This window comes from Nocardia sp. NPDC052254 (genome assembly GCF_040679495.1).
Lineage (GTDB): Bacteria > Actinomycetota > Actinomycetes > Mycobacteriales > Mycobacteriaceae > Nocardia.
In genome coordinates, this window is sequence record NZ_JBFAUW010000002.1 from 882,547 (window position 1) to 906,093 (window position 23,547).

A 23,547-nucleotide genomic window follows, 5' to 3' on the forward strand; every position below is an offset into this window, starting at 1 on the left:
CGGGCATCACTCGTTTCCGGGCCGGTTCAGCGCGGTGTGGTCAGATCGTAGATCGGTACTCCGTCGACGGTCTGCGCGGTGAAATGCTGTTCCACCCACGCGGTGATCCGCGCCGCCGAGTCCTGTCCGGCCGCGCGGTCCGCGCCGCCGATGAAGTAGTGGATCTCGCCCGCCGCCACCCGATTTCGGAACCGATCGAGGGTCGGTGACGGGTCACCGCCGCTGAATCCGCCAACTGCCAGCACCGGGAGTTGGGTCGCGAGCTGATAGGTGGCCGCGCGATCGGAGCCGACGGTGGCCGCGATCCAGGTGTAGGCGAGTCCGTCCCGATTCAGCAACACTGTCAGATCTTCGCTCGGCGCCGAGATCTGCGGAGATTCGCCGGCTCCGGCCGGCTCCGCGCCGGAACTCGCCGGCAGGCGCGGTCCGGCGCTGGGAACGGGGCCGGAATGCGCGGTCGCCAGGGTGTCGGCGGAGTACGCGACCGGACCTGCCACACCGATGAGGCACGCCGCGGTTGCCAGCGCCAGGCTCGCCCGGCGCGAGGTCCGCGGCAGCAATCCGATCGCTACCGCGATGCCGGTGAGAAGGACCGTCCAGCGCAGCCAGGGCACGAAATCCGTACTGCGGGACAACAACATCCACGCGGTGGCGGTGGTGGCGGCGAGGGTGGCCGCCGCGACCGGTCGCACCCACAGCCGCTCGCGATGCGACCACAGCATCGTCACGCCGGCACCGGTCAGTGCCGCGATCGCGGGGGCCAGCGCCACGGTGTAGTACGCGTGGAAGATGCCCCGCATCCCGCTGAACACCAGTCCGGTCACCAGCAGCCAGCCGCCCCACATCAGCAGCGCCGCACGCCGAGAGTCCGTGCGTGCCGCTCTGGCGCACAGGATGATTCCGGCCACCAGCAGGATGAGCGCTGCCGGAAGCAACCAGGCGATCTGCCCGCCCTGGGCAGGCTCGAACAGGCGGGTGATTCCCGACTGCCCCCAGAATCCGGCCATATCGCCACCCGAGCCCGGACTTCCGCCCTCCGCGCCGGTCAGCCGGCCGAGGCCGTCATGCCAGAAGGTGAGTTCCCATATCGAATTGTTCGATGAGCCACCGAAATACGGTCGTGAATCCACGGGCCACAGTCCGGCGGCGGCGATCCACCACCCCGCGGCGGCAATCGTCGCACCTCCGGCGGCGAACAACTGCGCGATCCGGGTCCGCAGCCGGGGTGGGCCCGCGATCAGATAGGTGATCGCCAGTCCGGGTACGACCAGCAGGGCCTGCAATTGTTTTGTCAGGACGCCGAATCCGACCAGGGCGCCGCACAGCAGGAGCCATCGCCACCGCCCGTCCTCGACCGCGCGGGTCATCGCCCAGCAGGCCGCGATCAGCAGCAGGACCAGCAGCGCATCCGGGTGGTCGTATCGGAACATCAGGGCCGCAACGGGAGTCACGGCGAGCACCGCACCGGCCAGCAATCCGGCGACCGGGCCGAACGGCCGCCGCACCGTCGCCCACAACAGCGCGACCGCGGCCACGCCCAGCAGCACCTGCGGTATCAGCAGCGTCCAGCTGTTCAGGCCGAAGGCCTGGACGAACAGATCCATCGGCCACAGCCCCGCGGCCGGCTTGTCGACCGTGATGGAGTTCGCGGCATCCGCGGAGCCGAAGAAGAGGGCCTTCCAGGACACCGCACCCGCCTGTGCGGCAGCGGCGTAAAAGGAATTCGCCCACCTGTTGGCATCGAGATTGCACAGGTAGGCGACTGCGGTGGACAGGAGCAGCACGGTCAGTGCGCGCCGCTCCCACGGCGATCGTCCCGCGGAGGCCGGCTCCGGCGTTGCCGCCGGTGTCGGCCTCCTCAGGGTCGTGGTCATGGGGTGTCCGGTTTGGGCGCCGAGATATCGGTGACGGGAGTCCCGGAGACGGCGTTGCGGAACACCCACCGCAGGCCGACGAATCGGGTCAGCGTCGCCACCAGATTGGCGACCACCAGCACGAACAGTTCCAGATGGACCGAGGCGCCGGGCGCCCAACGGTGCAGCGCGAACAGTGATCCACTGGTGAGCACCCAGGCGAAGCCGAAGATCAACAGGCCCTGGAAGTGATGCGACACCGCGTCGCCGGACCCGCGTACCCCGAAGGTGAACGCGCGATTGGCGGCGGTGTTACCGATCGCGGTGATCAGCAAGGCGGTGAAGTTCGCCGCCTGCGCGCCCATCACGGCCTGCAGGAGCACATAGAGCAGCATGTAGGCCAGCGTCGACAGCGCACCGATGATGCCGAAGCGCACCAGTTGCCCGACCATCCCCAGCGGCACGCCGTCCACCAGCGGCTCGCGGCCGATGGCCGCGCGCAGTTCGTTGATCGGCAGGGTGCCCGTGGTGAGTCCGCGGCCGACTCGCCAGACGCCGAGCAAGTCCTTGCGCGCGGTGTCGACGATGTCGACCCGGCTGTCCGGATCGTCGATCCAGTCCACCGGCACCTCGTGGATGCGCAGCCCGGCCCGTTCGGCGATGACCAGCAATTCGGTGTCGAAGAACCATTCACCGTCCTCGACCAGCGGCAGTACCCGGCGCGCCACATCGGTGCGCATGGCCTTGAACCCGCACTGGGCGTCGGAGAACCGTGCCTGTAGCGACGCCCGCAGGATCAGATTGTAGCAGCGCGAGATGAACTCGCGCTTCGGCCCGCGCACCACCCGCGAGGACTTCGCCAGCCGGGTGCCGATCGCCAGATCGGAATGGCCGGAGACCAGCGGCGCCACCAGCGGCAGCAATGCGTTCAGGTCCGTGGACAGATCGACGTCCATATACGCGACGACCTGTGCGTCGGAGGCCTCCCAGACCGCGCGCAGTGCCCGGCCGCGGCCCTTGCGATCGAGGTGCACGACCTCGACCTCGGGCAGCTCCTCGGCGAGTTCATGGGCTACCGAGAGGGTCGAATCGGTGGATGCGTTGTCGGCGACGGTGATTCGCGCCGAGAACGGGAAGCCGTCACGGAGGAACGCGTGCAGCCGGTGCACACACCCGGCGAGATCGCGTTCCTCGTTGTACACCGGAATGACGATCTCGAGCACCGGGGTGCGCTTCGATTCGGGGGCGGTGGCCGCCTGGACTGCTGTCGCTGTCTCGGACATGCTCCCAATCTCGGCTACCAGGCTTGGGCACGGCTTTGTCCAAGCTGGGAGCTTGCTGGGAGCACGAAATATCACACGGGATCGCCGAGATCCAAAACGACCAGCGGCACCGGCCGGGGTGAGCGGGACTGGAAATCGGCCAGCAGGGGATTGTTCGCCAGTGCCCAGGCGGCGAACTCGTCGTATTCCGCACCCTCGAGCACCCGCCCGCGTGCCTGTTGGGTCCGGGTGCCGATTTCGACCTGGACCTGCGGATTCGCCTTGATGTTGTGATACCAGGCCGGATACTTCCCCTCGATGAACGAGCTCAGATACGGCGTCTCGTCGCGATGGAGCAACCCGAGCGGGACCACATGCGGCCTACCGCTGCGCGCCCCGGTGGTGGTGAGCAGCAGCAGGTTCGCCCCCTCATAGGAGCCGCCGACCTTTCCTCCGTTGGCGCGGAACTCCTCGATGACCGGGCTGTTCCAGTCCCGGATGTCCCCCTCGGCCGCGGCCTGGTTCCAGGGGGCATCCGGATCGTCGTAGGAGGTGATGTCGCGCCGGGCTGTCGCATCGGATTCGCTCATACCGCCAGTATGCCGAGGGGGTACGACAACTCACGCGGCCGCGCGATGTCGGTCAGCAGTCGAGTTGGAACGGATAGCAGGCCCGCGCGTCCTGTGGAAACAAACCCGAATCCTGTTGTGGTGCGGGTACTTCGGCGGTGGCCGGGGCGGCCGGTGCGGGAAGGATTCGCGCCGCCGGTATCGGGGCCGGGGGCGGCGTGCCGGCGGTGGAGGTGGGGGCGGGTCGATTACCGGCGTCGGTGTGCTGGGACCGATTGCCGGCGAAATACCAGACGAAACAGATGAGCACGGTGGCCAGCGCGCCGATCACCACGACGGCCTCGACCCGGTGCCGGGCGGGGCGGCGTGACGGTGCGGGGGTCGACCAGTCCTCCTGGTCGGGCTCCGGTTCCCGCCGGGCGAAGTCCACCACGACGCGTGGTTCGGCGGCCGCGGGTTTCCGGAACGGCAGTGGTCGCGCGGCATCGTGCGGTGGCGGCGCGGCCGCGGCCGGGTGCTCGGTGAGCGGGCGGTCGAACGGCTCGGTAGGGGCTTCCTCGGCAGCGGGTGCCGCGGGGGTGTCCGGTTCCGCCGCATCGGAAGGCGCGGCAGGAAGGTCGGGTTTCGTGGGCGCGGGCGGATCCGGCTCGGTGACGGCCGGTGTCTGCGGGACCGTGGCCGCGACGGCCTCGGGCACCGTCTCCGATGGCTCGGCCGGAAAACCCTCGCGGATCAGGGCGGCGCGCAGTGTTGCGGCCTCCTCCGGCCGATGGGCCTGATCCACTCCGGCCGCCGCCAGTACCGCGATCACCAACTCCACTGTCCACGGGTCGGTCCGGGCGCGGAACGCCTTGCGGTTGAGCCACTTCCACAACTGCGAGGCGTCGCCGCCGAGCAGCACGTCCCGGCCCGGGGGCAGCGCGCCTTTGGCCAGGGAGACCGAGGTGCCGGGGTGGGGGACGACCAGGACCAGGCCGTCGACGAACAACTCCCGGCCGGGCTCGAGTTCGGTGGCCAGATTCCTCAGGTCGGACATCGGATCGGCCACCCCATGCAGCGGATTGATGTCGTGACCGCGCGGGTGCGCCGGATCGCCCTCGATTCCGGGCATCGACCAGCGGCCGTTGATCGGGCAGGAGAGCGTGCCACCGACCCGTTCGGGAATGTCTTTCACCGCGATGACCGCGGCCGCGAACGGCGTGAAGACGACCACGTCGGCCTCGGTGGTGCGGCGGTGGTGCCGATCGGGGATCTGCAGGCCCGCGACGGCGATGCCAGGATTGGAGCTGTAGTCCCGCAGATATCCGAGCGCCTGCTGCTCGGTGCTGGGGTTCCTGGTCTCGGCGTTGATGATCAGCATGGTCGACTCCTCGTCCCGGCTTCGAGTTGTGGCCCGCGATCTATATAGTACTGCGCCACAACAGCTTTCACGATTCCGCGAAAGCCGGAAGGTTGCTGGAGCCGGTGGGCGGTGCGCGGCGCAGTCAGTTCCCGCGTAACCGCCACAACGGGGAGACCGGTCCGTGTCCGGCACCGAGATCGTAGGCGGCCTTCAGGCACCGGGTGGTCCACTCCTTGGCGAAGGCCACCGCCTCGGGCACCTCGTAACCGTGCGCCAGGGCGCAGGCGGTCGCGGCCGCGAGGGTATCGCCGCCCCCGTGATCGTTGCCGGTGGTGATGCGCGGCGCGGTCAGTTCGTGGAAGCGGTCGCCGTCGTAGAGCAGATCGGTGCTGAACTCCGAGGAACGCAGATGGCCACCCTTGACGATCGCCCAGCGGGGGCCGAGTGCGATGAGCGCCTCGGCCGCCTTGCGGGCGGTGTGGTCGCTGGTCACCTCGATGCCGGTCAGTAGCCGGACCTCGTCCAGATTGGGGGTCACCAGGGTGGCGCGCGGTACGAGGACCGACCGCAGGGCGTCCAGCGCCTCGGCGTGCAGCAGCGGATCGCCGTGCATCGAGGCTGCCACCGGGTCGACGACCAACGGAATCGTGCCGTCGCGCCCGATGCCCACTTCGCCGCACACCTGCGCCACCGCCTCGATGATCGCGGTCGAGGCCAGCATGCCCGTCTTGGCGGCGGCGATGCCGATGTCGCCGGTCACCACCCGCACCTGATCGGCGACCGTCTGGGGTGGGATCTCGTGGAATCCGCTGACGCCCACCGAGTTCTGCACCGTCACCGCGGCCACCGCCACACAGGCGTGCACCCCCAGCAAGGCCATGGTCCGGGAATCGGCTTGGATCCCCGCGCCACCTCCGGAATCGGTTCCGGCGATGGTCAGCACTCGGACCGGGGTCGCGCCCTCGTCCGGTAACGGCAGCAGTTTCACGGATCAGACCCTACGACGCACCCGGACGAGAACCGGTGGGGCCCGTGTCGAGCAGCCGGGCCGGACCCCTCAGCGGCCGGGCTCACCGCAGCTGTGCGAAGAACCTCCGGATATCGCCGACCAGCACCTCGGGTGCCTCGTGTGCGCTGTAGTGGCCGGCCGCGTCGTTCTGCCCGCCGGTCACCGCCCCCACATCGTAGGAATTCCAGCTGACGATGTTCTCGTGATCGCGTTCGGCGAACCGGCGGATCGACTGGAAGTCCCCGGCGAACATGGCCAACGCGGTCGGTGTGGTGGTCGGCTCGGTGGGCTGGTCGGTGGCGTGCGCGTTCTCGTAGTAGAACCGGATCGAGGAGCCGGCGGTGCCGGTGAGCCAATAGAGGGCGATATTGCCGATTACGAATTCGGGGTCCAGGCTCTCGCCGAAAAGCTGTGCGTTCCAGCCCAACAGCCCCAGCGGGGAATCGCTGAGCGCGTAGGCCAGCGTCTGGGGTTGCTGGCTGCACAGTGTGTTGAACGCCATCTTGTTGTCATGGAACCACTGCAGGTGCGCCAACGCCGCCAGATCCGCCTCCGGCAGTCCCTCGAATTCGGCCGGATCGCCGGAGGGGAACGAGAACAGTTGTGTCACATGGACGCCCACGACCCGGTCGCCGGCCAGGCGGCCGATCTCCGGCGAGATCATCGAGCCGCCGTCGTTGCCGATCGCGCCGAAGCGCTCGTAACCCAGGCGATCCATCAACTCCGCCCACGCTCGCGCCGTCCGCTGGGTTCCCCAGCCGGTGCTGCGGGTCGGTCCGGAGAAGCCGAATCCCGGTAGCGACGGCAGGACCACGTGAAATGCCGGGTCCCCGGGGGATTCGGGTGTGGTGAGGGCCTCGATCACATCCAGGTACTCCAGGACCGATCCGGGCCAGCCGTGGGTCAGGATCACCGGCAGCGCATCCGGTCGTGCCGAGCGCACGTGCAGGAAGTGGATGTTCTCCCCGTCGATCTCGGTGCGGAACTGCGGGTACTCGTTCAACCGCGCTTCGACTGCCCGCCAATCGAATTCGTTGTACCAGTAGTCGGCCAGCGCACGGACCCGATCGCCGGGTACGCCGTAGGAGTCGGCGACACCGGGCAATTCGTCCGGCCACAGCGCCCGGCGCAACCGGTCGGCGAGGTCGTCCAGCCGCGCCTGCGGGACGTCGATGCGGAACGGGTGGATGGTCATCGTCGATCTCCTAATTGGAACGGAATGATTTGTTCTGTTCGAACTCTAACAGAACGGATTATTCCGTTTCAAGTGTTAACCTGTCGACATGGCCAACTCGCCCGATGTCCCAGCTCACAAGCCCCTCTCCGGCCGGAAGGCGCAGGCCGCGCGCAACGACGGGATCATCCTCGATGCGGCTCGCGCGGTGTTCCTCGCGGATGCCACGGCCCCGGTCGCGGCCGTCGCCGAGCGGGCCGGCGTCGGTATCAGTGCCCTGTATCGCCGCTATCCCAGCAAGGAGGTGTTGCTTCGTACGCTGTGCTTTCAGGGGTTGAGCCGCTACAACTCCGAAGGCGAAGCGGCACTCGGGACCGACGATGACGCGCGGGTGCTGGACGACTTCCTGCACCGGGTCGTCGACGCGGATGTGCATTCGCTGACCGTCCGGCTGGCCGGAACCTTCACGCCGGACGAATCCTTCGCCCCCCAGGTCCGGCGCTCGGCCGAACTGAACACGGAAATACTGCGCCGGGCAAGATCTGCCGGAGCGGTGCGAGACGGAGTGACGATCACGGACTTCAGCCTGATTCTGGAAGCCTGCGCGGCTGTCGCCCTTCCCGATGCCACCCGCACCGCCGAGCTGCGCCACCGCATGCTCGCCCTGCTGCTCGACGGTTTGCGGACCCCCGGCGAACTGCCCGGCCCCGCACCGCGACCCGAGGATTTCGCCGCACGATGGCAGCCGCGAAAGTGACTGCGCGGCAGCTGCTGCGAGCGTGAGAACGGGTCCACCGTTGCAGCGGTGGACCCGCCCGTGTGCCGGTCCGTCCCGGTCGGGAAGACCGGAACGAGCCGTTGTGAGGTGCGCGGACTTCGTGGGTGCCCGTACCTCGGAGTCAGTTTCGGTGTTGGACGGCGCTGTCGTCCAGTGAATTCTCACCGGTGAGAAAGCCCCTGTGCTCCGGGCCGGCCCACGCGGTGAGCGCCGCGGTGAGGCCGCTCGCTCCGGAACCGTCTGCCGCCCACGCGATGTATCCGTCCGGGCGGATCAGCGTGCAGGCCGGGGCGGCGACCGCACCCACGCCGGGCGCGGTCCATTCGACGTTCGTATCCTGCGCGCACACCACTTCCACCCGGTCCTGCCAGCCCGCGAGATCGGGAATGCCGGTTCCGTTGCGCACCAGCAGGATCGGCCGCGCGCACCGGAGCAGTTCGTACATCCGGACCGGCCCCGTGGCGGTGACGAGGTCGACGTCCGGTATCCGCCGTCCGGTCAGCGGATGATCGCCGGTGCAGTCGTAGCGGATATCGAGTGCGGTGATCATGAACCCGAGCCGGTGTCGCACCGAGTCCGTGCCGATCAGCTCGGACAAGGTGTCGCGCAATGCGTCCGTGTGCGCGCCGGGGCGTTGCAGTGCGGTCTGCGCGCGGGTGTTCTGCAGGACCCGCGCCGCGACCGGGTGCCGCTCGGATTCGTAGGTGTCCAACAGCGTGTCGGCGGCGTCGTGGCGCAGGACCGCCGCGAGCTTCCAACCGAGGTTGGCCGCATCCTGCAGTCCCAGATTCTGCCCCTGTCCACCGGCCGGATAGTGGATGTGGGCGGCATCGCCGGCGAGGAATACGTGGCCCGCGCGATACCGCTCGGCTTGGCGGGCCGCATCGCTGTAGTGCGTCACCCAGCGCGGACTGTGCATTCCGAAATCCGTGCCCGCGAGTTCGGTGAAGGCGCTGCGGAACTGTTCGAAGGTCAGTTCCGATCCGCGCGGGAGCACCCGGTCGTGACATTGCGCCATCAGCCGGTACCACCCGGGCTCGAACTCGATCGCCGAGAAGTCGCCGGTGCTGCCGCGAGTGCCGAAGAACGACCGAGCCGGCGGCGCGGCCAGTTCCACATCGGCGAGCATGCCGGTGACCGTCGCATCCGTACCGCCGAAGCCGATGCCCGCGAGCTTGCGCACCGTGCTGCGCCCGCCGTCGCAGCCCACCAGATATCGGGCGCGAATCCGGCGGGGCCGACCGCCGCCGACGTCGATCAGCACACCCGCCGCATCGTCCCGGAATCCCGTGACGGGTGAATCCCATCGCACCGGTGCGCCGGAAGCCGTTGCCGCGAGATCCAATTCGGCCTCGATGCGCGACTGGAGTACGGCGAGAGTGAAGGGGTATCGGGTCGGGAAATCGCCGAAGTCCAGCGGAATTCCGCCGAAGTGGCCCGAGTCGACGCGGCGGCCCTGTGTCAGCAGGCCGTCGAGCAGGCCGCGCTGGTCCAGCAGCTCCATGGATCTGGCATGGATACCGCCGGCGCGGGATTCGCCGGTGCGCGCGGGGAGTGCGTCGAGCAGTTCCACAGCGATTCCGGCCAGTCGCAGCTCGTGGGCCAGCATCAAGCCCGTGGGTCCGCTACCTGCGATTACCACCTCTGTCGTGATCACGACAATCTCCTTAACGATGTTAAATTCTTTAACGATGTTAAGGAGACCAGAACATTGTTAAGCTGTCAAGGAATGAACGAGGAGATGCGATGAAACTCGATGCCGAGGTCATCGGTGCGGCGGCGCTGGAGCTGCTGGACCAAGGGGGCCTCGACGGCCTGACCATGCGCAAGGTCGCGACAGCGCTGAATGTGCAAGCACCCGCGCTGTATTGGCATGTGAAGAACAAGCGGGAGCTGCTGGACGTGATGGCGCGCGCGGTCTTCGTCGATGCCGTCTCCGGGGTCGAGGCCCCGCGCCGGGACGTGTCCTGGCAGGACTGGACCGCGGAACTGGCGGCCCGGCTGCGCACCGCGATGTTGCGGCATCGCGACGGTGGCCGGCTACTGGCCGGAACCAATGTCAGCGACGATTCCATGTGGCGGACAACGGAATTGACGTTGCGCACTCTGGAGGACGCGGGTTTCACGGCCGTCGACGCCGGTCGTGTGTTTCCGATCGTGCTGCATTACACGATCGGTTTCGTCATCGAGGAGCAGGCGCGCACCGGTGTGGACTACGGTGCCGACAACCCCTACACGCAGATCGGGCAGGTGGTCGACGCCGATCGCTATCCGCGCACCGCGCAGATGGTGATCGGTCAGGCCACCGCGGAGCCCGATGCCGAATTCGGCCACGGCCTGCGGGTCATCCTGGCCGGCATCGGGGCACTCACCGATATCGCGTGATCGGCGCGGGCGGCGCCGGGCACCACATCTGCCGCGCCGACGCCCGCCGTGGCGGCGGCAGGCGTCGACGCGAGCAGCGCAACGGCTTTCGCCGCTACGGCTGGGGAAATATCAGGACACGACCGGCAGGTAGACCTTGCCGCCCGCATCGGCGAACTCCGCGGACTTCTCCGCCATACCGGCCTCGATCGCCGCCACATCGGTGAGGCCCTGCTTCTCCGCGTACTCGCGCACATCGGCGGAAATACGCATCGAGCAGAACTTGGGGCCACACATCGAACAGAAGTGCGCGGTCTTGGCCGGTTCGGCGGGCAGGGTCTCGTCGTGGTACTCCCGCGCGGTGTCGGGGTCCAACGACAGTGCGAACTGGTCGTGCCAGCGGAATTCGAAGCGCGCCTTGGACAACGCGTCGTCGCGCTCCTGCGCACGGGGATGCCCCTTGGCGAGATCGGCCGAGTGCGCCGCGATCTTGTAGGTGATCACGCCGACCTTCACATCATCGCGGTTGGGCAGGCCGAGATGCTCCTTGGGTGTGACGTAGCAGAGCATGGCGGTACCCGCCTGCGCGATGATCGCCGCGCCGATCGCCGAGGTGATGTGGTCGTAGGCGGGAGCGATATCGGTCGCCAGCGGGCCGAGGGTGTAGAACGGCGCCTCCTCGCACCATTCCTCCTCCAGCCGCACGTTCTCCACGATCTTGTGCATGGGCACATGGCCGGGGCCCTCGATCATCACCTGCACGCCATGGGATTTCGCGATCGTGGTGAGCTCACCCAGGGTGCGCAGCTCGGCGAGCTGGGCCGCGTCGTTGGCGTCGGCGATCGACCCCGGGCGCAGACCGTCACCCAGGGAGAAGGTGATGTCGTAGCGCGCCAGGATCTCGCACAGCTCGGCGAAATTCGTGTACAGGAACGATTCCTGGTGATGGGCCAGGCACCACGCCGCCATGATGGATCCACCGCGCGACACGATGCCGGTCACACGCTTGGCGGTGAGCGGGACGTAGCGCAGCAGGACGCCCGCGTGCACGGTCATGTAGTCCACGCCCTGCTCGGCCTGCTCGATGACCGTGTCGCGATAGATCTCCCAGGTCAGCTGGGTCGGGTCGCCGTTCACCTTCTCCAGCGCCTGATAGATCGGCACCGTGCCGACCGGGACCGGGGAGTTGCGCAGGATCCACTCGCGGGTCTCGTGGATGTTCTTGCCGGTGGACAGATCCATGATGGTGTCGGCGCCCCAGCGCGTGGCCCACACCATCTTCTCGACCTCCTCGGCGATCGAGGAGGTCACCGCCGAATTACCGATATTGGCGTTGATCTTCACCGCGAACTTCTTGCCGATGATCATCGGCTCGGATTCGGGGTGATTGTGGTTGGCCGGGATCACCGCGCGCCCGGCTGCCACCTCATCGCGCACCAGCGTGGGCGAAACCCCTTCGCGGGCAGCGATATAGCGCATCTCGGCGGTGATGATTCCGGCTCTGGCCCAGGCCAGTTGGGTACGCGGTCCGGCACTCTCGGGTTTGGCCCAGCCGTCCCGCAACTTCGGCAGACCCGCGTCGAGGTCGATGGTGGCCGAATCATCGGTGTACGGGCCCGAGGTGTCGTAGACGTCGAAGTGCTCGCCGTTGGTGAGGTTGATTCGGCGAACGGGAATGCGCAGCGTCGTCGCATCCGCTTCGACCTGCGCATAGTGTTTGACGCTGCCCGCGATCGGGCCGGTGGTGACATGGTTCGACGACATGTGAGATCGATCCTCCCTACGCCGGCATTACCCGGTCAGGTTCGTACGGTCGACGGCCCTGTATCCGCCCGAATGGGCTAGCCGTCCTCTCAGCCCGCTGGTGCGAGCCCCCGTTGGCAAAATGTTGTTCCGGGCCGAGGGTACTCCGCACCACCCGGAGGCGTCACTCGCCCTCGAGCTGCGGCGGGACGAGAAACCGCAGGCAGCGGGCTCGGCTCGTCCGCGGGATCGTCCGGAAATATGGATCGCCGGTATGTCCGGGATGCGAGGCTGTCGATCGAGCACATGTGATCATCGGACGATGACTCGACTAGCTGTGTTCACCGCGATAGCCGCACTGTCGCTGTTCGGCGCCGCGTGTTCGAACGACTCGGCATCGGAGACCACGACCACCACCAAACCCGCACCGACGACAACCGCGGCGGCGACCACCACCGCCGGAAACACCGGAACACCCACGACCGCAAAGAATTCCGATCAGCAGCCCGCGCCCACCACTCCCTGTGAGGGCACGATCTGTACGAACCCGAATCATGGTGCGGGTCCGAATCCGGATGAGAACGGCGGGAATACGATGCCGAATCCGAACGGGGACGGTTCGGTGGTGCCGTGTGAGGGGACGATCTGTACGAACCCGAATCATGGTGCGGGTCCGAATCCGGATGAGAACGGCGGGAATACGATGCCGAACCCGAACGGGGACGGTTCGCAGGTGCCGTGTGAGGGCACGATCTGCACCAACCCGAATCACGGTGCCGGCAACTGATTTCGCGGCCCGGCCGGATATTCGATAGGCGTATGTCGCCAACCGGTCTATGCTGTTCGGTGTGATCACCGCAGGGGGCGTGATCACACCGAACAGCACCGTTCGGTGCTCGATGGGGGAGTCGATATGAAGATTCGCGCATTCGTCATGGCCGCGGCAGCGTTGGTCGCTCCGATGGTTCTTTTCGCTCCGGATCCGGTGGCGCACGCCTCGTTTCCCTGGGGTGCCTGTGGGATCAGCACGAACGAATCGAAGGTGGTCACCACCTACGGCAACTGGAAACTGCTGTGCGGGAACAAGGATTACGGATATCGGCACATTCAGGACAGGCATATGGCCGAGTGGGAGGGGCTCGCGGATATCGAAGGTCGAAATTGGCGCGACATCGCCGATATGGCGATCGCCAAGGCGCACGACGCCCCCGACTGGCACGGCCCGCAGGGCTCCGGCAAGTACTGTTACACCGGCCAGATCTATCTGGTCAACCATGTCACCGGAGCGATCGTGAAGACGGTTCAGCCCACCGTGATCGTGGCCGAGAACGGCCAGGTGATCACTGCGTTTCCTGGAGGAGCATGCCGTGGACAAGTCTGAACCCAGTGCCGATGAGCTCATCGAGTCGGTGATTCGCGCCGGTACGGAAGCCGGGTACCGGATCGACCGGGATGATGCGCGGCGATTGCTGATCACGGCAGTCGGTGGGGAACCGGTCGAACCCCCGTTGGTGTTCGCGGTGACCGAACAGCAGTTGCGCGATTACTACACCCGGTTGTCGGCGAATTCCGGCGGGCCGTTGGGGGCGGGAACGCCTTGGCAGGCATGGATGCTGTTGATGTCGACCCATCTCGACGAGGCCGTCTACGAGGCCGGACGGTTGGACAGCCCGGGCGTGATCGTGATCGAGGAAACGGGCTTCCGGACGGTGGCTCGACCGGGTACCGGCTAGCAGCGCCGGGCGGTGAGGACATGCCCGCTGACCTCGCCCAGTGCGATCCGTGCTCCGGCCGGGCCGGGAGCCGTGGCGGTGATGGTGACGGAGTCGCCGTCGGCCAGGAAGGTGCGTGCTTCGCCGCCCACCTCGATGGGTTCGCTTCCGTTACCGGACAATTCGATGAACGAACCGCTCTGCCGGCGCTCCGGCCCGGAGATCGTTCCGGAGGCGAACAGATCTCCGGGCCGGACGGCGGCGCCGTTGACGGTCAGGTGGGCCAGCATCTGCGCGGGGGACCAGTACATCGAGCGATACGGCGGGGTGCTGACCTCGTGCCCGTTCCAGTGGACGCGAAGATCGATATCCAATCCCCAGTCCCGTCGGCCGCGCAGGTAGGGCAGCGGTTCGGGGGACTGATCCGGTAGCGGAACCCGCGCGGATTCCAGCGCCGCCAGCGGGGTGATCCACGCCGACATCGTGGTCGCGAACGACTTCGCGAGAAAAGGCCCCAGCGGCTGACTCTCCCACGCCTGGATGTCACGGGCCGACCAGTCGTTGACCAGTGCCACCCCGAATATGTGTGCGCCGACATCGTCCACCGCGATCGGCGTACCCGGTTCCGAACCGGCCCCCACCACGAATCCGAGTTCGGCCTCGATATCCAATCGCCGTGACGGCGCGAATTCCGGCGCGCCCGAATCGGTTCGGAGCTGCCCCCGGGGCCGGATCACCGGCGTGCCCGACACCACCACACTGCCGGCCCGGCCGTGATATCCCACCGGTAGATGCCGCCAGTTCGGCAACAGCGGTGCGCCGCCGGGGCGCAGGAACCGGCCCAGCCGGGTGGCGTGATCGATACTGGCGTAGAAATCGACGTAGTCGCCGATCGCGACGGGCAGCCTCAGGCTCACCGAATCCAGCGGATGAATCACGCTCGCGGGCAACGGACCCCGCACCAGGTCCCGCAATCGCTGCCGCACCGTGTGCCAGCGCACCGGGCCCTGCGCGAGAAAGGCATTGAGATCCGGTTGCGCGAAGGTCGAATCATCCAGCAGCGCGGCGAGATCCAGTACGGCGGAGCCGAAGCGCACACCGGTGCGGAATTCGCCGCCCGCCGGTGCGAACACTCCGTAGGGCAGATTGTCGGGCCCGAACCGGTCGTCGTTCCCCAGCTCCAGCCGCAGTGTTCTCACGCGCGCTCCGAGTCCGGCCCACGCCCCGACCAGGTCCACGGGTAGGCAGGATCCTCGCAGGCCAGGGCGCCCTCGCCGAGTCCCAGCGGTCGGAAGGTATCGACCATCACGGCCAGTTCGTCGAAATGGTCCACGCCGATACTGCGTTCATATGCCCCCGGCTGCGGCCCGTGCGCATAACCGCCGGGATGCACCGATACCGAACCCTGCCCGATCCCCGAACCGCGGCGTGCCTCGTAGTTTCCGCCGCAGTAGAACAGGATCTCATCGGAATCGACATTGGAGTGGTAATAGGGCACCGGAATCGACAGCGGGTGGTAATCGACTTTGCGGGGGACGAAATCGCAGATGACGAAATTGTTGCCTTCGAAGGCCTGGTGCACCGGCGGCGGTTGATGGATCCGTCCGGTGATCGGTTCGAAATCGTCGATATTGAATGTGTAGGGGTACAGGCAGCCGTCCCAGCCCACCACGTCGAACGGATGGGTCGCGTACACCATGCGTGTGCCGGCGATCTCCCGGCCCGGCCGGTGTTTCACCAACACCTCGATCTCGGTGCCGGACTCCTGCAGTGGTTCGGCCGGACCGTGCAGATCCCGCTCGCAGTACGGCGCGCTCTCCAGGAACTGGCCCAGCCGCGACAGATATCGCCGCGGCGCGGTGATGTGCCCGGTGGCCTCGATGATGTAGCCGCGCAAAGGTTCCGGCCCCGCCGGCCGCCAGCGATGGGTCGTGGCGCGGGGCAGCAGCACCTGATCGCCGGTGCGGACCGGGACCCGTCCGAACACGGTGTCCACCACACCGGAACCGGATTCGACGTAGACCAGCTCGTCACCGATCGCGTTGCGGTACAACGGCGATTCCCGCAGCGCCGCGACGTAGGAGATGCGCACATCGTCGTTGCCGAGAATCAGCCGCCGGCCCGTGACCACATCGGTCTCGGCCGATGCCGGTTCCGGAAACAGTTCGTGCAGACGAAGGTGCCGGTGCCGCAGCGGATGGTTGGGAACGGTCCGTGGATTCGGTGGATGCCAGACCGTGGAATCGACGATCGCGGGCGGCAGTCCGCGGTGATACAGCAGCGCGGAATCGCCGGAGAAACCTTCCTCGCCCATCAGCTCCTCATAGAACAGCCGCCCTTGATCGTCGCGATGCTGAGTGTGCCGCTTCGGCGGTAGAGACCCCAGTTGCCGATAGAACGCCATACCGCTCTCCCGCCGGTTCGCTGGTCGAATGGTCGCCGATTTCCATCGTAGCTAGCCGGATTGCCGGTCAGGGCGAAGTTTGCTTGGCAGATCCGCCCGGTGACGCTGCGCTGCCGCCTCCGCGCTCTGACCCGTCAGGCTGTGTTCGATGTGGCCTGGGCGGGGAGCCCTGCGTGGTGACGCTGCGCTGCCGCCTCCGCGCTCTGACCCGTCAGGCTGTGTTCGATGTGGCCTGAGCGGGGAGCCCTGCGTGGTGACGCTGCGCTGCCGCCTCCGCGCTCTGACCCGTCAGGCCGAGCGCAGCGCGCGGTATACCGCGGCGCCGACGAAGGCGCCGAGATCCTGGGGATTCCAGTTCTCGGAGGCCATCAGGGTGCGCACCGCGCCCTCACCCGCCGACACCCACAGCTCGACGAGGGCCGGAAGTTTGTGTTCGGCGTCCGCGATGCCCCAGGCTTCGAGGGTGGGCCGCAGCCGCCGGGTGCATCGCTCGACGGCGAAGCGGCGCCCGCGCCCGAATGAACTCGCCACGGCCGGATCGGGATTGCCGTACAACAGCTTCCAGGTGTCCGGGCGTTTGGTCACGGTCTCGAGCAGTGCGCGGAAACCGTCGACGAAAACCTCCTCGTCGGCCTCGACACGGCGTCGCGGCAGCGTATCGACGATGCCGCTGAGCAGGTAACTCTCTTCCCGCTGGATCAGTGCGTTGATCAACTCGACGCGATCGGCATAGCAGGCGTAGACCACCGGACGGGTCACCTCGAGGCGATCGGCGATGGCGGCGATGGTCACCGCGGCGACACCGTCGTCGACCGCGATCCGCAGTGCCGCGTCCAGGACCTGCGGGCGCCGGCGTTCGGGACCGAGATGTTGGGCCCGTTGACGCGGCCGCACTGCGGAGTCCGAAGCCATGCCGATCAAGATAGCAGTGGTAGAGGTATGTACCGGGGCCGGATCGTGCCGCTGTGCTGGGGCTGGTGGTGATCGGTGCCGGAGTGCGACCACATCTCGATTGCGGGCATATTCCTGGCAAATTGGCCCGAATCGTCGTGTATTTGTGGAAAGTGAACGCAGAATGGAGTGGGCCGACCGTATAAGTTATGGAGAATTCTACAGCTCCAGCCTAGTTACGGTTGCGTAAGTGAACGCCGGTACGGCAACCTCCGATCGACAACATCAAACAATTGCGAGGAGGCCGGGAGCGTGTCGCATTACAAGGCGAACCTTCGGGATATCGAGTTCAACTTGTTCGAGGTGTTGGGCATCGGCGCGCTCCTGGATGGGGGCGCGTACGGGGATCTGGATACCGAAACCGCGCACGGAATGCTGTCGGAGGTGCTGCGGCTGGCGGAGGGCCCGGTCGCCGAATCGTTCGCCGACGCCGATCGCAATCCGGTGCAGTTCGATGCGGCCGCCCACGAGATCGTGGTGCCCGACTCGCTACGTAAAACCGTCGCCGCGGTCAATGAGGCCGGCTGGTCCGCATTGGGTATGCCCGAGCCGATGGGCGGCGTCGACGCGCCCTCGCCGCTGATCTGGGCCACTCAGGAAATGCTTGTCGCGGCGAACAATTCGGCCAGCTTCTTCAATATGGGCCCGCTCATGCATCAGGTGCTCCACCGCGAGGGCACCGAGGAACAGCAACGCTGGGCCACCCACGCCTGGGAAAACCGGTGGGGCGGAACGATGGTGCTCACCGAGCCCGATGCCGGTTCCGACGTCGGTATGGGCCGTACCAAGGCGGTGCAGCAGCCCGACGGCACCTGGCATATCGAGGGCGTGAAGCGCTTCATCTCCGGCGGTGACGTCGGCGATACCGCCGACAACATCTTCCACCTCACCCTGGCCCGGCCCGAAGGCGCCGGTCCCGGCACCAAGGGCCTGTCGTTGTTCATGGTGCCGAAGTATCTGTTCGATCCGCAGACGATGACTCTCGGTGATCGAAACGGCGTCCTGGTGACCAACCTCGAGCACAAGATGGGTATCAAATCCTCACCCACCTGTGAGCTGACCTTCGGTGGCGACAAGCCGGCCGTCGGCTACCTGGTCGGTGACGTGCACAACGGGATCGCGCAGATGTTCAAGGTCATCGAGAACGCGCGCATGATGGTGGGCGTGCTGTCCTCGGGCACACTGTCCACCGGATATCTGAATGCCCTGGAATACGCCAAGTCTCGCGTCCAGGGTGCGGATCTGACGCAGATGGCCGACAAGACCGCGCCGCGCGTCACCATCACCCACCATCCCGATGTGCGGCGCAGTCTCGCCCTGCAGAAGTCCTACGCCGAGGGGCTGCGGGCGTTGTATCTGTACTGCTCCGCGTATCAGAATGTCGATGTGGCACAGGCGAATTTCGGTGCCGATGCCGAACTCGCCGCGCGGGTGAACGATCTGCTGCTGCCGATCGTCAAGGGGGTGGGCTCCGAGCGCGCGTACGAGACTCTCACCGAGACACTGCAGACCTTCGGCGGTTCCGGCTATCTGCAGGACTATCCGATCGAGCAGTACATCCGCGACGTGAAGATCGACTCGCTGTACGAGGGCACCACCGCGATCCAGGCGCAGGATTTCTTCTTCCGCAAGATCGTTCGCGACAAGGGGGTGGCGCTGGCCCATGTCGCGGGCCTGGTGCAGCAGTTCGCCGAATCCGAATCCGGCTCGCTGGCCGCGGAGAAGGCACTGCTGGGAGCGGCGCTGGCCGATGTGCAGGCGATGGCGGCGACTCTCACCAACTATCTGATGGCCGCCCAGCAGACACCGGAGGAGATCTACAAGGTCGGCCTGGGCTCGGTGCGATTCCTGCACGCCACAGGCGATCTGATCATCGGCTGGCTGCTGCTGCGGCAGGCCGAGATCGCGCAGGCCGCGCTGGCCGGTGAGGTGTCGGAGAAGGACCGGCTGTTCTACACCGGAAAGATCGCCGTCGCATCGTGGTTCGCCAAGAACCAGCTGCCCCTGCTGAGCGGGGTGCGGGCCGTGGTCGACAATCTCGACACCGACATCATGAAGCTCGACGAAGCGGCCTTCTGAGCCGCGGGCACACCGCCTCGCTCGGGGCCGGCCGGGAATTCCCGGCCGGCCCCGAACTTTTCGCACCATGAGGTGCGCTAGGTGGCGGATTCGGGGGTACAACTATCGACATGGTGTTTCCGGTGGCCTTCGGCTGGATTCAGGCCGGGCTGGCGATCCTGTTCGTGGTCGCGATCGCGCTGTTGATCACGGCTGTGCTCCGCGCGCGGAAGGCCGGGTGGCGCAGGCATATCGGCCGCGGCGCGAGCGGGCTGGTCGTGTTGCTGGTGGCGGTCGTGCTGCTGTGGGCGGTGACCCTGCTGCAGACCTATCTGGGTCTGACCGGCGAGGTCAAGGCCGCGCACGTCGTCGCGAAAAGTGTTGCGGGCAAGGACCACACCCTCGATGTGGAGCTCACCCTCTACGGCGACGGCCACCACGGCGAGACCCGGCAGACCTACCGTATCGAGGGCGATCTGTGGGTACTACAGGCCGATATCGTCGAACTGGAACCCTGGGTCAACGCCCTCGGATTCCACTCCGGCTACAAGGTCACCCGCCTCTACGGCCAGCGGCTCGACGGCGATGCCGTGCGCCAGCACCAGACCATGCTGAACGGCGGCGACGGTGACTTCTTCACCGAAATGCGCGAACACAGCTGGTATACCGAACCGTTCATCCGCTCGGCCTACGGCAACGCCGTGATCGCGATGCCCGGCAGTTACGACGTCTACATCTCCCACGACGCGATCAAGACCCGGCAGACCTGATCACGGGAAAGTCGCTCGGTCACCGGAGAATTCGATCACGACCGGTGCGTGATCGCTGGCGCCCTTTCCCTTTCGCTCCTCGCGATCGACCATGGCATCGGCCGCACGCGCGGCGAGTGCCGGGGAGGCGAGTACGAAATCGATGCGCATCCCCTCCTTGCGCGGGAAGCGCAGCTGGGTGTAGTCCCAGTAGGTGTAGACGCCGGGGCCGGGCGCGAACGGTCGCATCACATCGGTGAATCCGGCCGCCACCACCGCATCGAAGGCCGCGCGCTCGGCATCGGAGGTGTGGGTCTTGTCGGTGAAGAACTCCGGCGACCACACATCGTCGTCGGTGGGCGCGATGTTCCAGTCCCCGCACAGCGCGATCTGCGCGGACGGATCCTCGCGCAACCAGGAGACGCCGTTGTCACGCAGTGCCGCGATCCATTCCAATTTGTAGGTGAAGTGCGGATCGGTGAGCGAGCGACCGTTGGGCACATACAGACTCCACACCCGCACCCCCGCACAGGTGGCGCCGATCGCCCGCGCCTCGACCACCGGCGCGCTCAGCAGCGAGGTCTCGGCTTCCTTGTCGAAGCCCGGCTGCCCGGCGAAGGCGACCTCGACATCGTCGATCCCCACCCGGGAGGCGATCGCCACCCCGTTCCACTGGCTGAACCCGGTGTGCACGACCTCGTAGCCGGCCTCCTCGAACCGCTCCGCCGGGAACTGATCGTCCCGGCATTTGGTCTCCTGGATGGCCAGCACATCGATGTCGGAGCGATCCAGCCACGAGACGACCCGATCCAGTCGGGACCGGATCGAATTCACATTCCAGGTAGCCAGGCGCATAGGGGGAGATTAGTGGTCCCGCGTCTTCTCACTGCGCGCGGTATTGCCCCGCATTCGGATTCGGTGCGGCATAACGATAGTGGTGGTGCTCGACGAAACCCATCTCCCGATACATCGCCAGCGCGCCGTTGTTACCCGCCTCGACCTGGACGTAGGCGTGCGTGGCGCCGCGCTTGTGACCCCAGCGGATCAGCTCGGCGCAGACCAGGGTGCCCAGGCCGTGGCGGCGATGCGGGGAAGCCACCGCGATACAGCTCAGCCCGACCCAGCGGCGGCCGTCCGGGGCCGTGGTCACCGCGGCGCGGCCGATGGCAAGAGGCTGGGGCAGGCCCAGGCCCGCGAACCCGACGGCGCCCTCGTGTACCGAGGTGAGAACCGCCACATCCGGCGGTGGTTCGGCCTCGTCGACGGTGTCCTCACCGCGCTGGCGGTGCAGTTCCAGCCAAGCCGGATGCGGCTGCTGGTCGATGCGGACCATCGAAGGCCCGTGGGGGAGTACGAAATTGGTGATATCCAGGCCCAGGACCAGGGTCTCGCCCCAGACCAGCCAGCCCGGGGGCACCGGGGCCAGCCGGTCCGGCAGCCGAAGTCGCAGCCGCAGTCCCTGTCCGGCGTACCACTGGCCGATGGCCTGCAATGTCCGCATGTCCAGCGCCGCGCCCCGCCCGGAACCGCCCAGTGGCACGGCGGTATTCGCGCGCAGCGTGTAACCGTTGCCGACGCTGCACAGCCAGCCGTCGAACCAGGCGCGCTCCAGCCCGGGCCAGCCGTCGATGGAAGCGGCCTCCAGCGCTCGGATCTCACCGATGCGAATCGGCCTGGGGCCCAGTGCTTTCGCCGCCACCAGCCGGTCGGCCGCGACCGTCACGGTCGTGCCGTCGGCGGCGCGCACGCGCACCGGGTCGTGTGCGAGCAGTTCGCCGATCACGTCGGTGAACTGCTGCGGCTCGCCCTCGGGCAGGCGATACCGCACCACCACCCGGTGGCCGAGCGGAATTTCGGGAATATCGGGAACCTCAGTCGTCATATCCGAACGGATCCGGCACCTCGCCAGGCACCCAGCTCAAACCCGGTGTGCCCCAGCCGTTGCGTTTGATGGCCTTTTTCGCGGCCCGGGCATTGCGGCCGATCAGGACGTCGACGTACAGGTATCCGTCGAGGTGGCCGACCTCGTGCTGCAGCATACGGGCGAAGAATCCCTTGCCCTCGATCGTGACCGGCTCGCCCTTTTCGTCGGTGCCGGTCACCCGCGCCCAGTCCGCGCGACCGGTGGGGAACTGCTCGCCGGGAACCGACAGACAGCCCTCCTCGTCGTCGTCGGGGTCGGGCATGGTCTCGGGGAGTTCGGAGGTTTCCAGGACCGGATTGATCACCGCGCCGCGCCGGCGCTCCACTGAACCGTCGGCCTGTACGTCCGGGCAGTCGTAGACGAACAGCCGTAGCGACTCGCCCACCTGATTGGCGGCCAGCCCCACACCGTTGGCGGCGTCGAGGGTTTCGTACATATCCGTGAGCAGTTGCGCGAGCTCGTCCGGTGACTGCGACACCTGCCGGGTCGGATTGTGCAGAACGGGATCGCCGACGATGCGGATCGGGAGAATCGCCATGTTCGCTTACTTTACGCGGCCGGGCGTGTACCGGCCGACACGCCGTACAACGCCTCGATGATCCTCCGGGCTCCGTGGTTGAATGAGCGACAACTGTCGTCCGGTGTTGATTCGGCGAGGGAGCGATATGGACAGCGCAGCGGCCCGAAATCTATCCGCAAGCGAGGACAGCTCCGCGAGCGAAGAGATCGCGGCAGCGGTCGAAGGATCTCCAGGGGAGGGAAACGACGCGGTCGCGGGTCTGTCCCGCCGCGAACTCGACATTCTCGATTTCGAACGCAAGTGGTGGAAGTACGCGGGCGCCAAGGAAGAAGCCATCCGCGAGTTGTTCGGACTCTCGGCCACCCGCTACTACCAGGTGCTCAATACCGTCGTCGACATGCCGGAGGCGCTGGCCGCGGATCCGATGCTGGTGAAGCGGCTGCGCCGGTTGCGGGCCAGTCGCCAGAAATCGCGTGCCGCCCGGCGCCTGGGCTTCCAGGTCTGATGCGCGCACCCACTCCGTCGTGCGACTAGGGTCGAGACCGTGAGCAACCCGAATCCGCCCTCCGGTGGACCGCCGCTGCGAGCACTCGCGATGGTGCTGATCGCACTGGCGATCGTCTTCGCGGGCCTCGGCGCCATGGCGCTGTCGAATTCGTCGTCCGATTCCGCGGCCGCCGAGACGTCGGAGACCTCGGAAGCCGAGTCCTCTGCCGCTCCGGTGCCCACCAGCGCGGCCGGGGCGGCAACGGCCGAATCGACCACCGACGCATCGTCGACCACGCTCACCACGACTGCGTCGCCGACCAGCACCACGGGCGCCGTGGACAAGACGATTCCGGTGCGGGTGCTGAACAACAGCACGGTGTCCGGCCTGGCCGCGCAGACCGGAAATCAGCTCACCTCCGCCGGGTTCGATGTCACCGAGACCGGGAACTATCCCGGCGGAGTGATCACGAAAACCACCGTCTACTACGGGAATTCACCGCAGGAGAAGGAGACCGCCCAAGCGATCGCGAAGGAACTGGGCATTTCGGCCGAACCGCGATTCGCCGGAATCGCGGACTCGGGGCCGGGCGTCATCGTGATCGTCACCGGAAACTAGAACCCAACCGAGCCCCAGCAGTTCGGTGCA

General features: G+C 67.0%; 23 protein-coding genes, 1 pseudogene and 1 riboswitch. Of the genes and pseudogenes, 9 read left to right on the forward strand and 15 right to left on the reverse strand.

The features are described from left to right. Positions 1 to 26 precede the first annotated feature (26 nt). From AB0L57_RS08935 to AB0L57_RS08960, 6 genes are all read right to left on the reverse strand, one after another. Positions 27 to 1,874, reverse strand: a complete 1,848-nt coding sequence (locus tag AB0L57_RS08935; RefSeq protein ID WP_364959124.1) for a glycosyltransferase family 39 protein — start codon at positions 1,872 to 1,874, stop codon at positions 27 to 29. Next, complete coding sequence (locus AB0L57_RS08940; RefSeq protein ID WP_364959126.1) at positions 1,871 to 3,136, reverse strand: bifunctional glycosyltransferase family 2/GtrA family protein; 1,266 nt, start codon at positions 3,134 to 3,136, stop codon at positions 1,871 to 1,873. Before AB0L57_RS08940 ends, AB0L57_RS08935 begins: the two co-directional genes overlap by 4 nt. 71 nt (positions 3,137 to 3,207) lie before the next feature. After that, a complete protein-coding gene (locus tag AB0L57_RS08945; RefSeq protein ID WP_364959128.1) occupies positions 3,208 to 3,705 on the reverse strand; it encodes a nitroreductase/quinone reductase family protein in 498 nt (165 codons plus the stop codon). A gap of 52 nt (positions 3,706 to 3,757) precedes the next feature. After that, entirely contained in the window at positions 3,758 to 5,044 is a 1,287-nt protein-coding gene (locus tag AB0L57_RS08950) for an NERD domain-containing protein (RefSeq protein ID WP_364959130.1), read from the reverse strand. 124 nt (positions 5,045 to 5,168) lie between these two features. Further along, the gene (gene thiD / locus AB0L57_RS08955) at positions 5,169 to 6,014 is read right to left on the reverse strand and encodes a bifunctional hydroxymethylpyrimidine kinase/phosphomethylpyrimidine kinase (RefSeq protein ID WP_364959132.1); all 846 of its coding nucleotides are present in this window, start codon (positions 6,012 to 6,014) and stop codon (positions 5,169 to 5,171) included. An 82-nt stretch (positions 6,015 to 6,096) separates the two neighbouring features. Further along, complete coding sequence (locus AB0L57_RS08960) at positions 6,097 to 7,230, reverse strand: epoxide hydrolase family protein (protein ID WP_364959134.1); 1,134 nt, start codon at positions 7,228 to 7,230, stop codon at positions 6,097 to 6,099. A gap of 88 nt (positions 7,231 to 7,318) precedes the next feature. Here AB0L57_RS08960 and AB0L57_RS08965 point away from each other — a divergent pair, with 88 nt between their 5' ends. Continuing rightward, positions 7,319 to 7,966, forward strand: a complete 648-nt coding sequence (locus AB0L57_RS08965) for a TetR family transcriptional regulator (RefSeq protein WP_364959136.1) — start codon at positions 7,319 to 7,321, stop codon at positions 7,964 to 7,966. A gap of 142 nt (positions 7,967 to 8,108) precedes the next feature. Here the strand turns inward: AB0L57_RS08965 and AB0L57_RS08970 are convergent, their stop codons facing one another. Then, positions 8,109 to 9,644: an FAD-dependent monooxygenase gene (locus AB0L57_RS08970; RefSeq protein ID WP_364959138.1), complete on the reverse strand. Its 1,536-nt coding sequence runs from the start codon at positions 9,642 to 9,644 to the stop codon at positions 8,109 to 8,111. Between the two features lie 89 nt (positions 9,645 to 9,733). Between AB0L57_RS08970 and AB0L57_RS08975 the strand changes: the two genes are divergently transcribed. Next, entirely contained in the window at positions 9,734 to 10,372 is a 639-nt protein-coding gene (locus AB0L57_RS08975) for a TetR/AcrR family transcriptional regulator C-terminal domain-containing protein (RefSeq protein WP_364959140.1), read from the forward strand. Positions 10,373 to 10,483: 111 nt separating this feature from the next. Here the strand turns inward: AB0L57_RS08975 and thiC are convergent, their stop codons facing one another. Next, entirely contained in the window at positions 10,484 to 12,115 is a 1,632-nt protein-coding gene (thiC, locus tag AB0L57_RS08980) for a phosphomethylpyrimidine synthase ThiC (protein ID WP_364959142.1), read from the reverse strand. After that, positions 12,112 to 12,239: riboswitch (TPP riboswitch) on the reverse strand. Its footprint overlaps the gene before it by 4 nt. 167 nt (positions 12,240 to 12,406) lie before the next feature. Further along, a complete protein-coding gene (locus AB0L57_RS08985) occupies positions 12,407 to 12,574 on the reverse strand; it encodes a hypothetical protein (RefSeq protein WP_364959359.1) in 168 nt (55 codons plus the stop codon). Between the two features lie 40 nt (positions 12,575 to 12,614). Here AB0L57_RS08985 and AB0L57_RS08990 point away from each other — a divergent pair. The 3 genes and pseudogenes from AB0L57_RS08990 to AB0L57_RS09000 form a co-directional block, all read left to right on the forward strand. Further along, positions 12,615 to 12,881: pseudogene (locus AB0L57_RS08990) on the forward strand (hypothetical protein); the annotation flags it as partial. Positions 12,882 to 13,007: 126 nt separating this feature from the next. After that, entirely contained in the window at positions 13,008 to 13,475 is a 468-nt protein-coding gene (locus tag AB0L57_RS08995; RefSeq protein WP_364959144.1) for a hypothetical protein, read from the forward strand. Continuing rightward, the gene (locus AB0L57_RS09000) at positions 13,462 to 13,827 is read left to right on the forward strand and encodes a hypothetical protein (RefSeq protein WP_364959146.1); all 366 of its coding nucleotides are present in this window, start codon (positions 13,462 to 13,464) and stop codon (positions 13,825 to 13,827) included. The genes AB0L57_RS08995 and AB0L57_RS09000 overlap by 14 nt, the downstream gene beginning before the upstream one ends. On the opposite strand, the gene fahA is transcribed toward AB0L57_RS09000, so the two are convergent. The 3 genes from fahA to AB0L57_RS09015 form a co-directional block, all read right to left on the reverse strand. Beyond that, positions 13,824 to 15,005, reverse strand: coding sequence for a fumarylacetoacetase (gene fahA, locus AB0L57_RS09005; protein ID WP_364959147.1), 1,182 nt, complete (start codon positions 15,003 to 15,005; stop codon positions 13,824 to 13,826). The genes AB0L57_RS09000 and fahA overlap by 4 nt on opposite strands. Then, positions 15,002 to 16,210 carry a homogentisate 1,2-dioxygenase gene (locus AB0L57_RS09010; RefSeq protein ID WP_364959149.1) on the reverse strand — a complete coding sequence of 403 codons (1,209 nt, stop codon included), beginning with the start codon at positions 16,208 to 16,210 and terminating at the stop codon, positions 15,002 to 15,004. The genes fahA and AB0L57_RS09010 overlap by 4 nt, the downstream gene beginning before the upstream one ends. A 288-nt stretch (positions 16,211 to 16,498) precedes the next feature. After that, the gene (locus AB0L57_RS09015; RefSeq protein ID WP_364959151.1) at positions 16,499 to 17,122 is read right to left on the reverse strand and encodes a TetR family transcriptional regulator; all 624 of its coding nucleotides are present in this window, start codon (positions 17,120 to 17,122) and stop codon (positions 16,499 to 16,501) included. Between the two features lie 291 nt (positions 17,123 to 17,413). On the opposite strand from AB0L57_RS09015, the gene AB0L57_RS09020 reads away from it, so the two are divergent. Together AB0L57_RS09020 and AB0L57_RS09025 are read left to right on the forward strand one after the other, a co-directional pair. Continuing rightward, a complete protein-coding gene (locus AB0L57_RS09020; protein ID WP_364959153.1) occupies positions 17,414 to 19,240 on the forward strand; it encodes an acyl-CoA dehydrogenase in 1,827 nt (608 codons plus the stop codon). Positions 19,241 to 19,350: 110 nt separating this feature from the next. Beyond that, positions 19,351 to 19,989, forward strand: coding sequence for a hypothetical protein (locus AB0L57_RS09025; protein WP_364959155.1), 639 nt, complete (start codon positions 19,351 to 19,353; stop codon positions 19,987 to 19,989). Here AB0L57_RS09025 and AB0L57_RS09030 read toward each other — a convergent pair whose 3' ends face one another. From AB0L57_RS09030 to AB0L57_RS09040, 3 genes are read right to left on the reverse strand one after another with little or no spacing between them, the layout of a single operon-like run. Continuing rightward, entirely contained in the window at positions 19,990 to 20,823 is an 834-nt protein-coding gene (locus AB0L57_RS09030; protein ID WP_364959157.1) for an exodeoxyribonuclease III, read from the reverse strand. Positions 20,824 to 20,851: 28 nt separating this feature from the next. Beyond that, a complete protein-coding gene (locus AB0L57_RS09035; RefSeq protein ID WP_364959159.1) occupies positions 20,852 to 21,850 on the reverse strand; it encodes a GNAT family N-acetyltransferase in 999 nt (332 codons plus the stop codon). Next, on the reverse strand, positions 21,840 to 22,430 hold the full coding sequence (locus AB0L57_RS09040; RefSeq protein WP_364959161.1) for a peptide deformylase: 591 nt from the start codon (positions 22,428 to 22,430) through the stop codon (positions 21,840 to 21,842). The genes AB0L57_RS09035 and AB0L57_RS09040 overlap by 11 nt, the downstream gene beginning before the upstream one ends. A gap of 127 nt (positions 22,431 to 22,557) precedes the next feature. Here AB0L57_RS09040 and AB0L57_RS09045 point away from each other — a divergent pair, with 127 nt between their 5' ends. After that, positions 22,558 to 22,917, forward strand: coding sequence for a DUF3263 domain-containing protein (locus tag AB0L57_RS09045; RefSeq protein ID WP_364959163.1), 360 nt, complete (start codon positions 22,558 to 22,560; stop codon positions 22,915 to 22,917). A 39-nt stretch (positions 22,918 to 22,956) separates the two neighbouring features. Further along, positions 22,957 to 23,517: a LytR C-terminal domain-containing protein gene (locus AB0L57_RS09050; protein ID WP_364959165.1), complete on the forward strand. Its 561-nt coding sequence runs from the start codon at positions 22,957 to 22,959 to the stop codon at positions 23,515 to 23,517. The last annotated feature ends 30 nt before the right edge of the window (positions 23,518 to 23,547 follow it).

What these genes read in the sequence shown, in the direction of transcription:
- AB0L57_RS09025 (WP_364959155.1), top strand. Translation starts at nt 19,351, where the DNA reads ATGGTGTTTCCGGTGGCCTTCGGCTGGATTCAGGCCGGGCTGGCGATC.
- AB0L57_RS09010 (WP_364959149.1), bottom strand. Translation starts at nt 16,210, where the DNA reads ATGGCGTTCTATCGGCAACTGGGGTCTCTACCGCCGAAGCGGCACACT.
- AB0L57_RS08935 (WP_364959124.1), bottom strand. Translation starts at nt 1,874, where the DNA reads ATGACCACGACCCTGAGGAGGCCGACACCGGCGGCAACGCCGGAGCCG.
- AB0L57_RS08995 (WP_364959144.1), top strand. Translation starts at nt 13,008, where the DNA reads ATGAAGATTCGCGCATTCGTCATGGCCGCGGCAGCGTTGGTCGCTCCG.
- AB0L57_RS08950 (WP_364959130.1), bottom strand. Translation starts at nt 5,044, where the DNA reads ATGCTGATCATCAACGCCGAGACCAGGAACCCCAGCACCGAGCAGCAG.
- AB0L57_RS09030 (WP_364959157.1), bottom strand. Translation starts at nt 20,823, where the DNA reads ATGCGCCTGGCTACCTGGAATGTGAATTCGATCCGGTCCCGACTGGAT.
- AB0L57_RS08975 (WP_364959140.1), top strand. Translation starts at nt 9,734, where the DNA reads ATGAAACTCGATGCCGAGGTCATCGGTGCGGCGGCGCTGGAGCTGCTG.
- AB0L57_RS09015 (WP_364959151.1), bottom strand. Translation starts at nt 17,122, where the DNA reads ATGGCTTCGGACTCCGCAGTGCGGCCGCGTCAACGGGCCCAACATCTC.
- AB0L57_RS08940 (WP_364959126.1), bottom strand. Translation starts at nt 3,136, where the DNA reads ATGTCCGAGACAGCGACAGCAGTCCAGGCGGCCACCGCCCCCGAATCG.
- AB0L57_RS09040 (WP_364959161.1), bottom strand. Translation starts at nt 22,430, where the DNA reads ATGGCGATTCTCCCGATCCGCATCGTCGGCGATCCCGTTCTGCACAAT.
- AB0L57_RS08945 (WP_364959128.1), bottom strand. Translation starts at nt 3,705, where the DNA reads ATGAGCGAATCCGATGCGACAGCCCGGCGCGACATCACCTCCTACGAC.
- AB0L57_RS08965 (WP_364959136.1), top strand. Translation starts at nt 7,319, where the DNA reads ATGGCCAACTCGCCCGATGTCCCAGCTCACAAGCCCCTCTCCGGCCGG.
- AB0L57_RS09045 (WP_364959163.1), top strand. Translation starts at nt 22,558, where the DNA reads ATGGACAGCGCAGCGGCCCGAAATCTATCCGCAAGCGAGGACAGCTCC.
- AB0L57_RS08960 (WP_364959134.1), bottom strand. Translation starts at nt 7,230, where the DNA reads ATGACCATCCACCCGTTCCGCATCGACGTCCCGCAGGCGCGGCTGGAC.
- AB0L57_RS09035 (WP_364959159.1), bottom strand. Translation starts at nt 21,850, where the DNA reads ATGACGACTGAGGTTCCCGATATTCCCGAAATTCCGCTCGGCCACCGG.
- thiC (WP_364959142.1), bottom strand. Translation starts at nt 12,115, where the DNA reads ATGTCGTCGAACCATGTCACCACCGGCCCGATCGCGGGCAGCGTCAAA.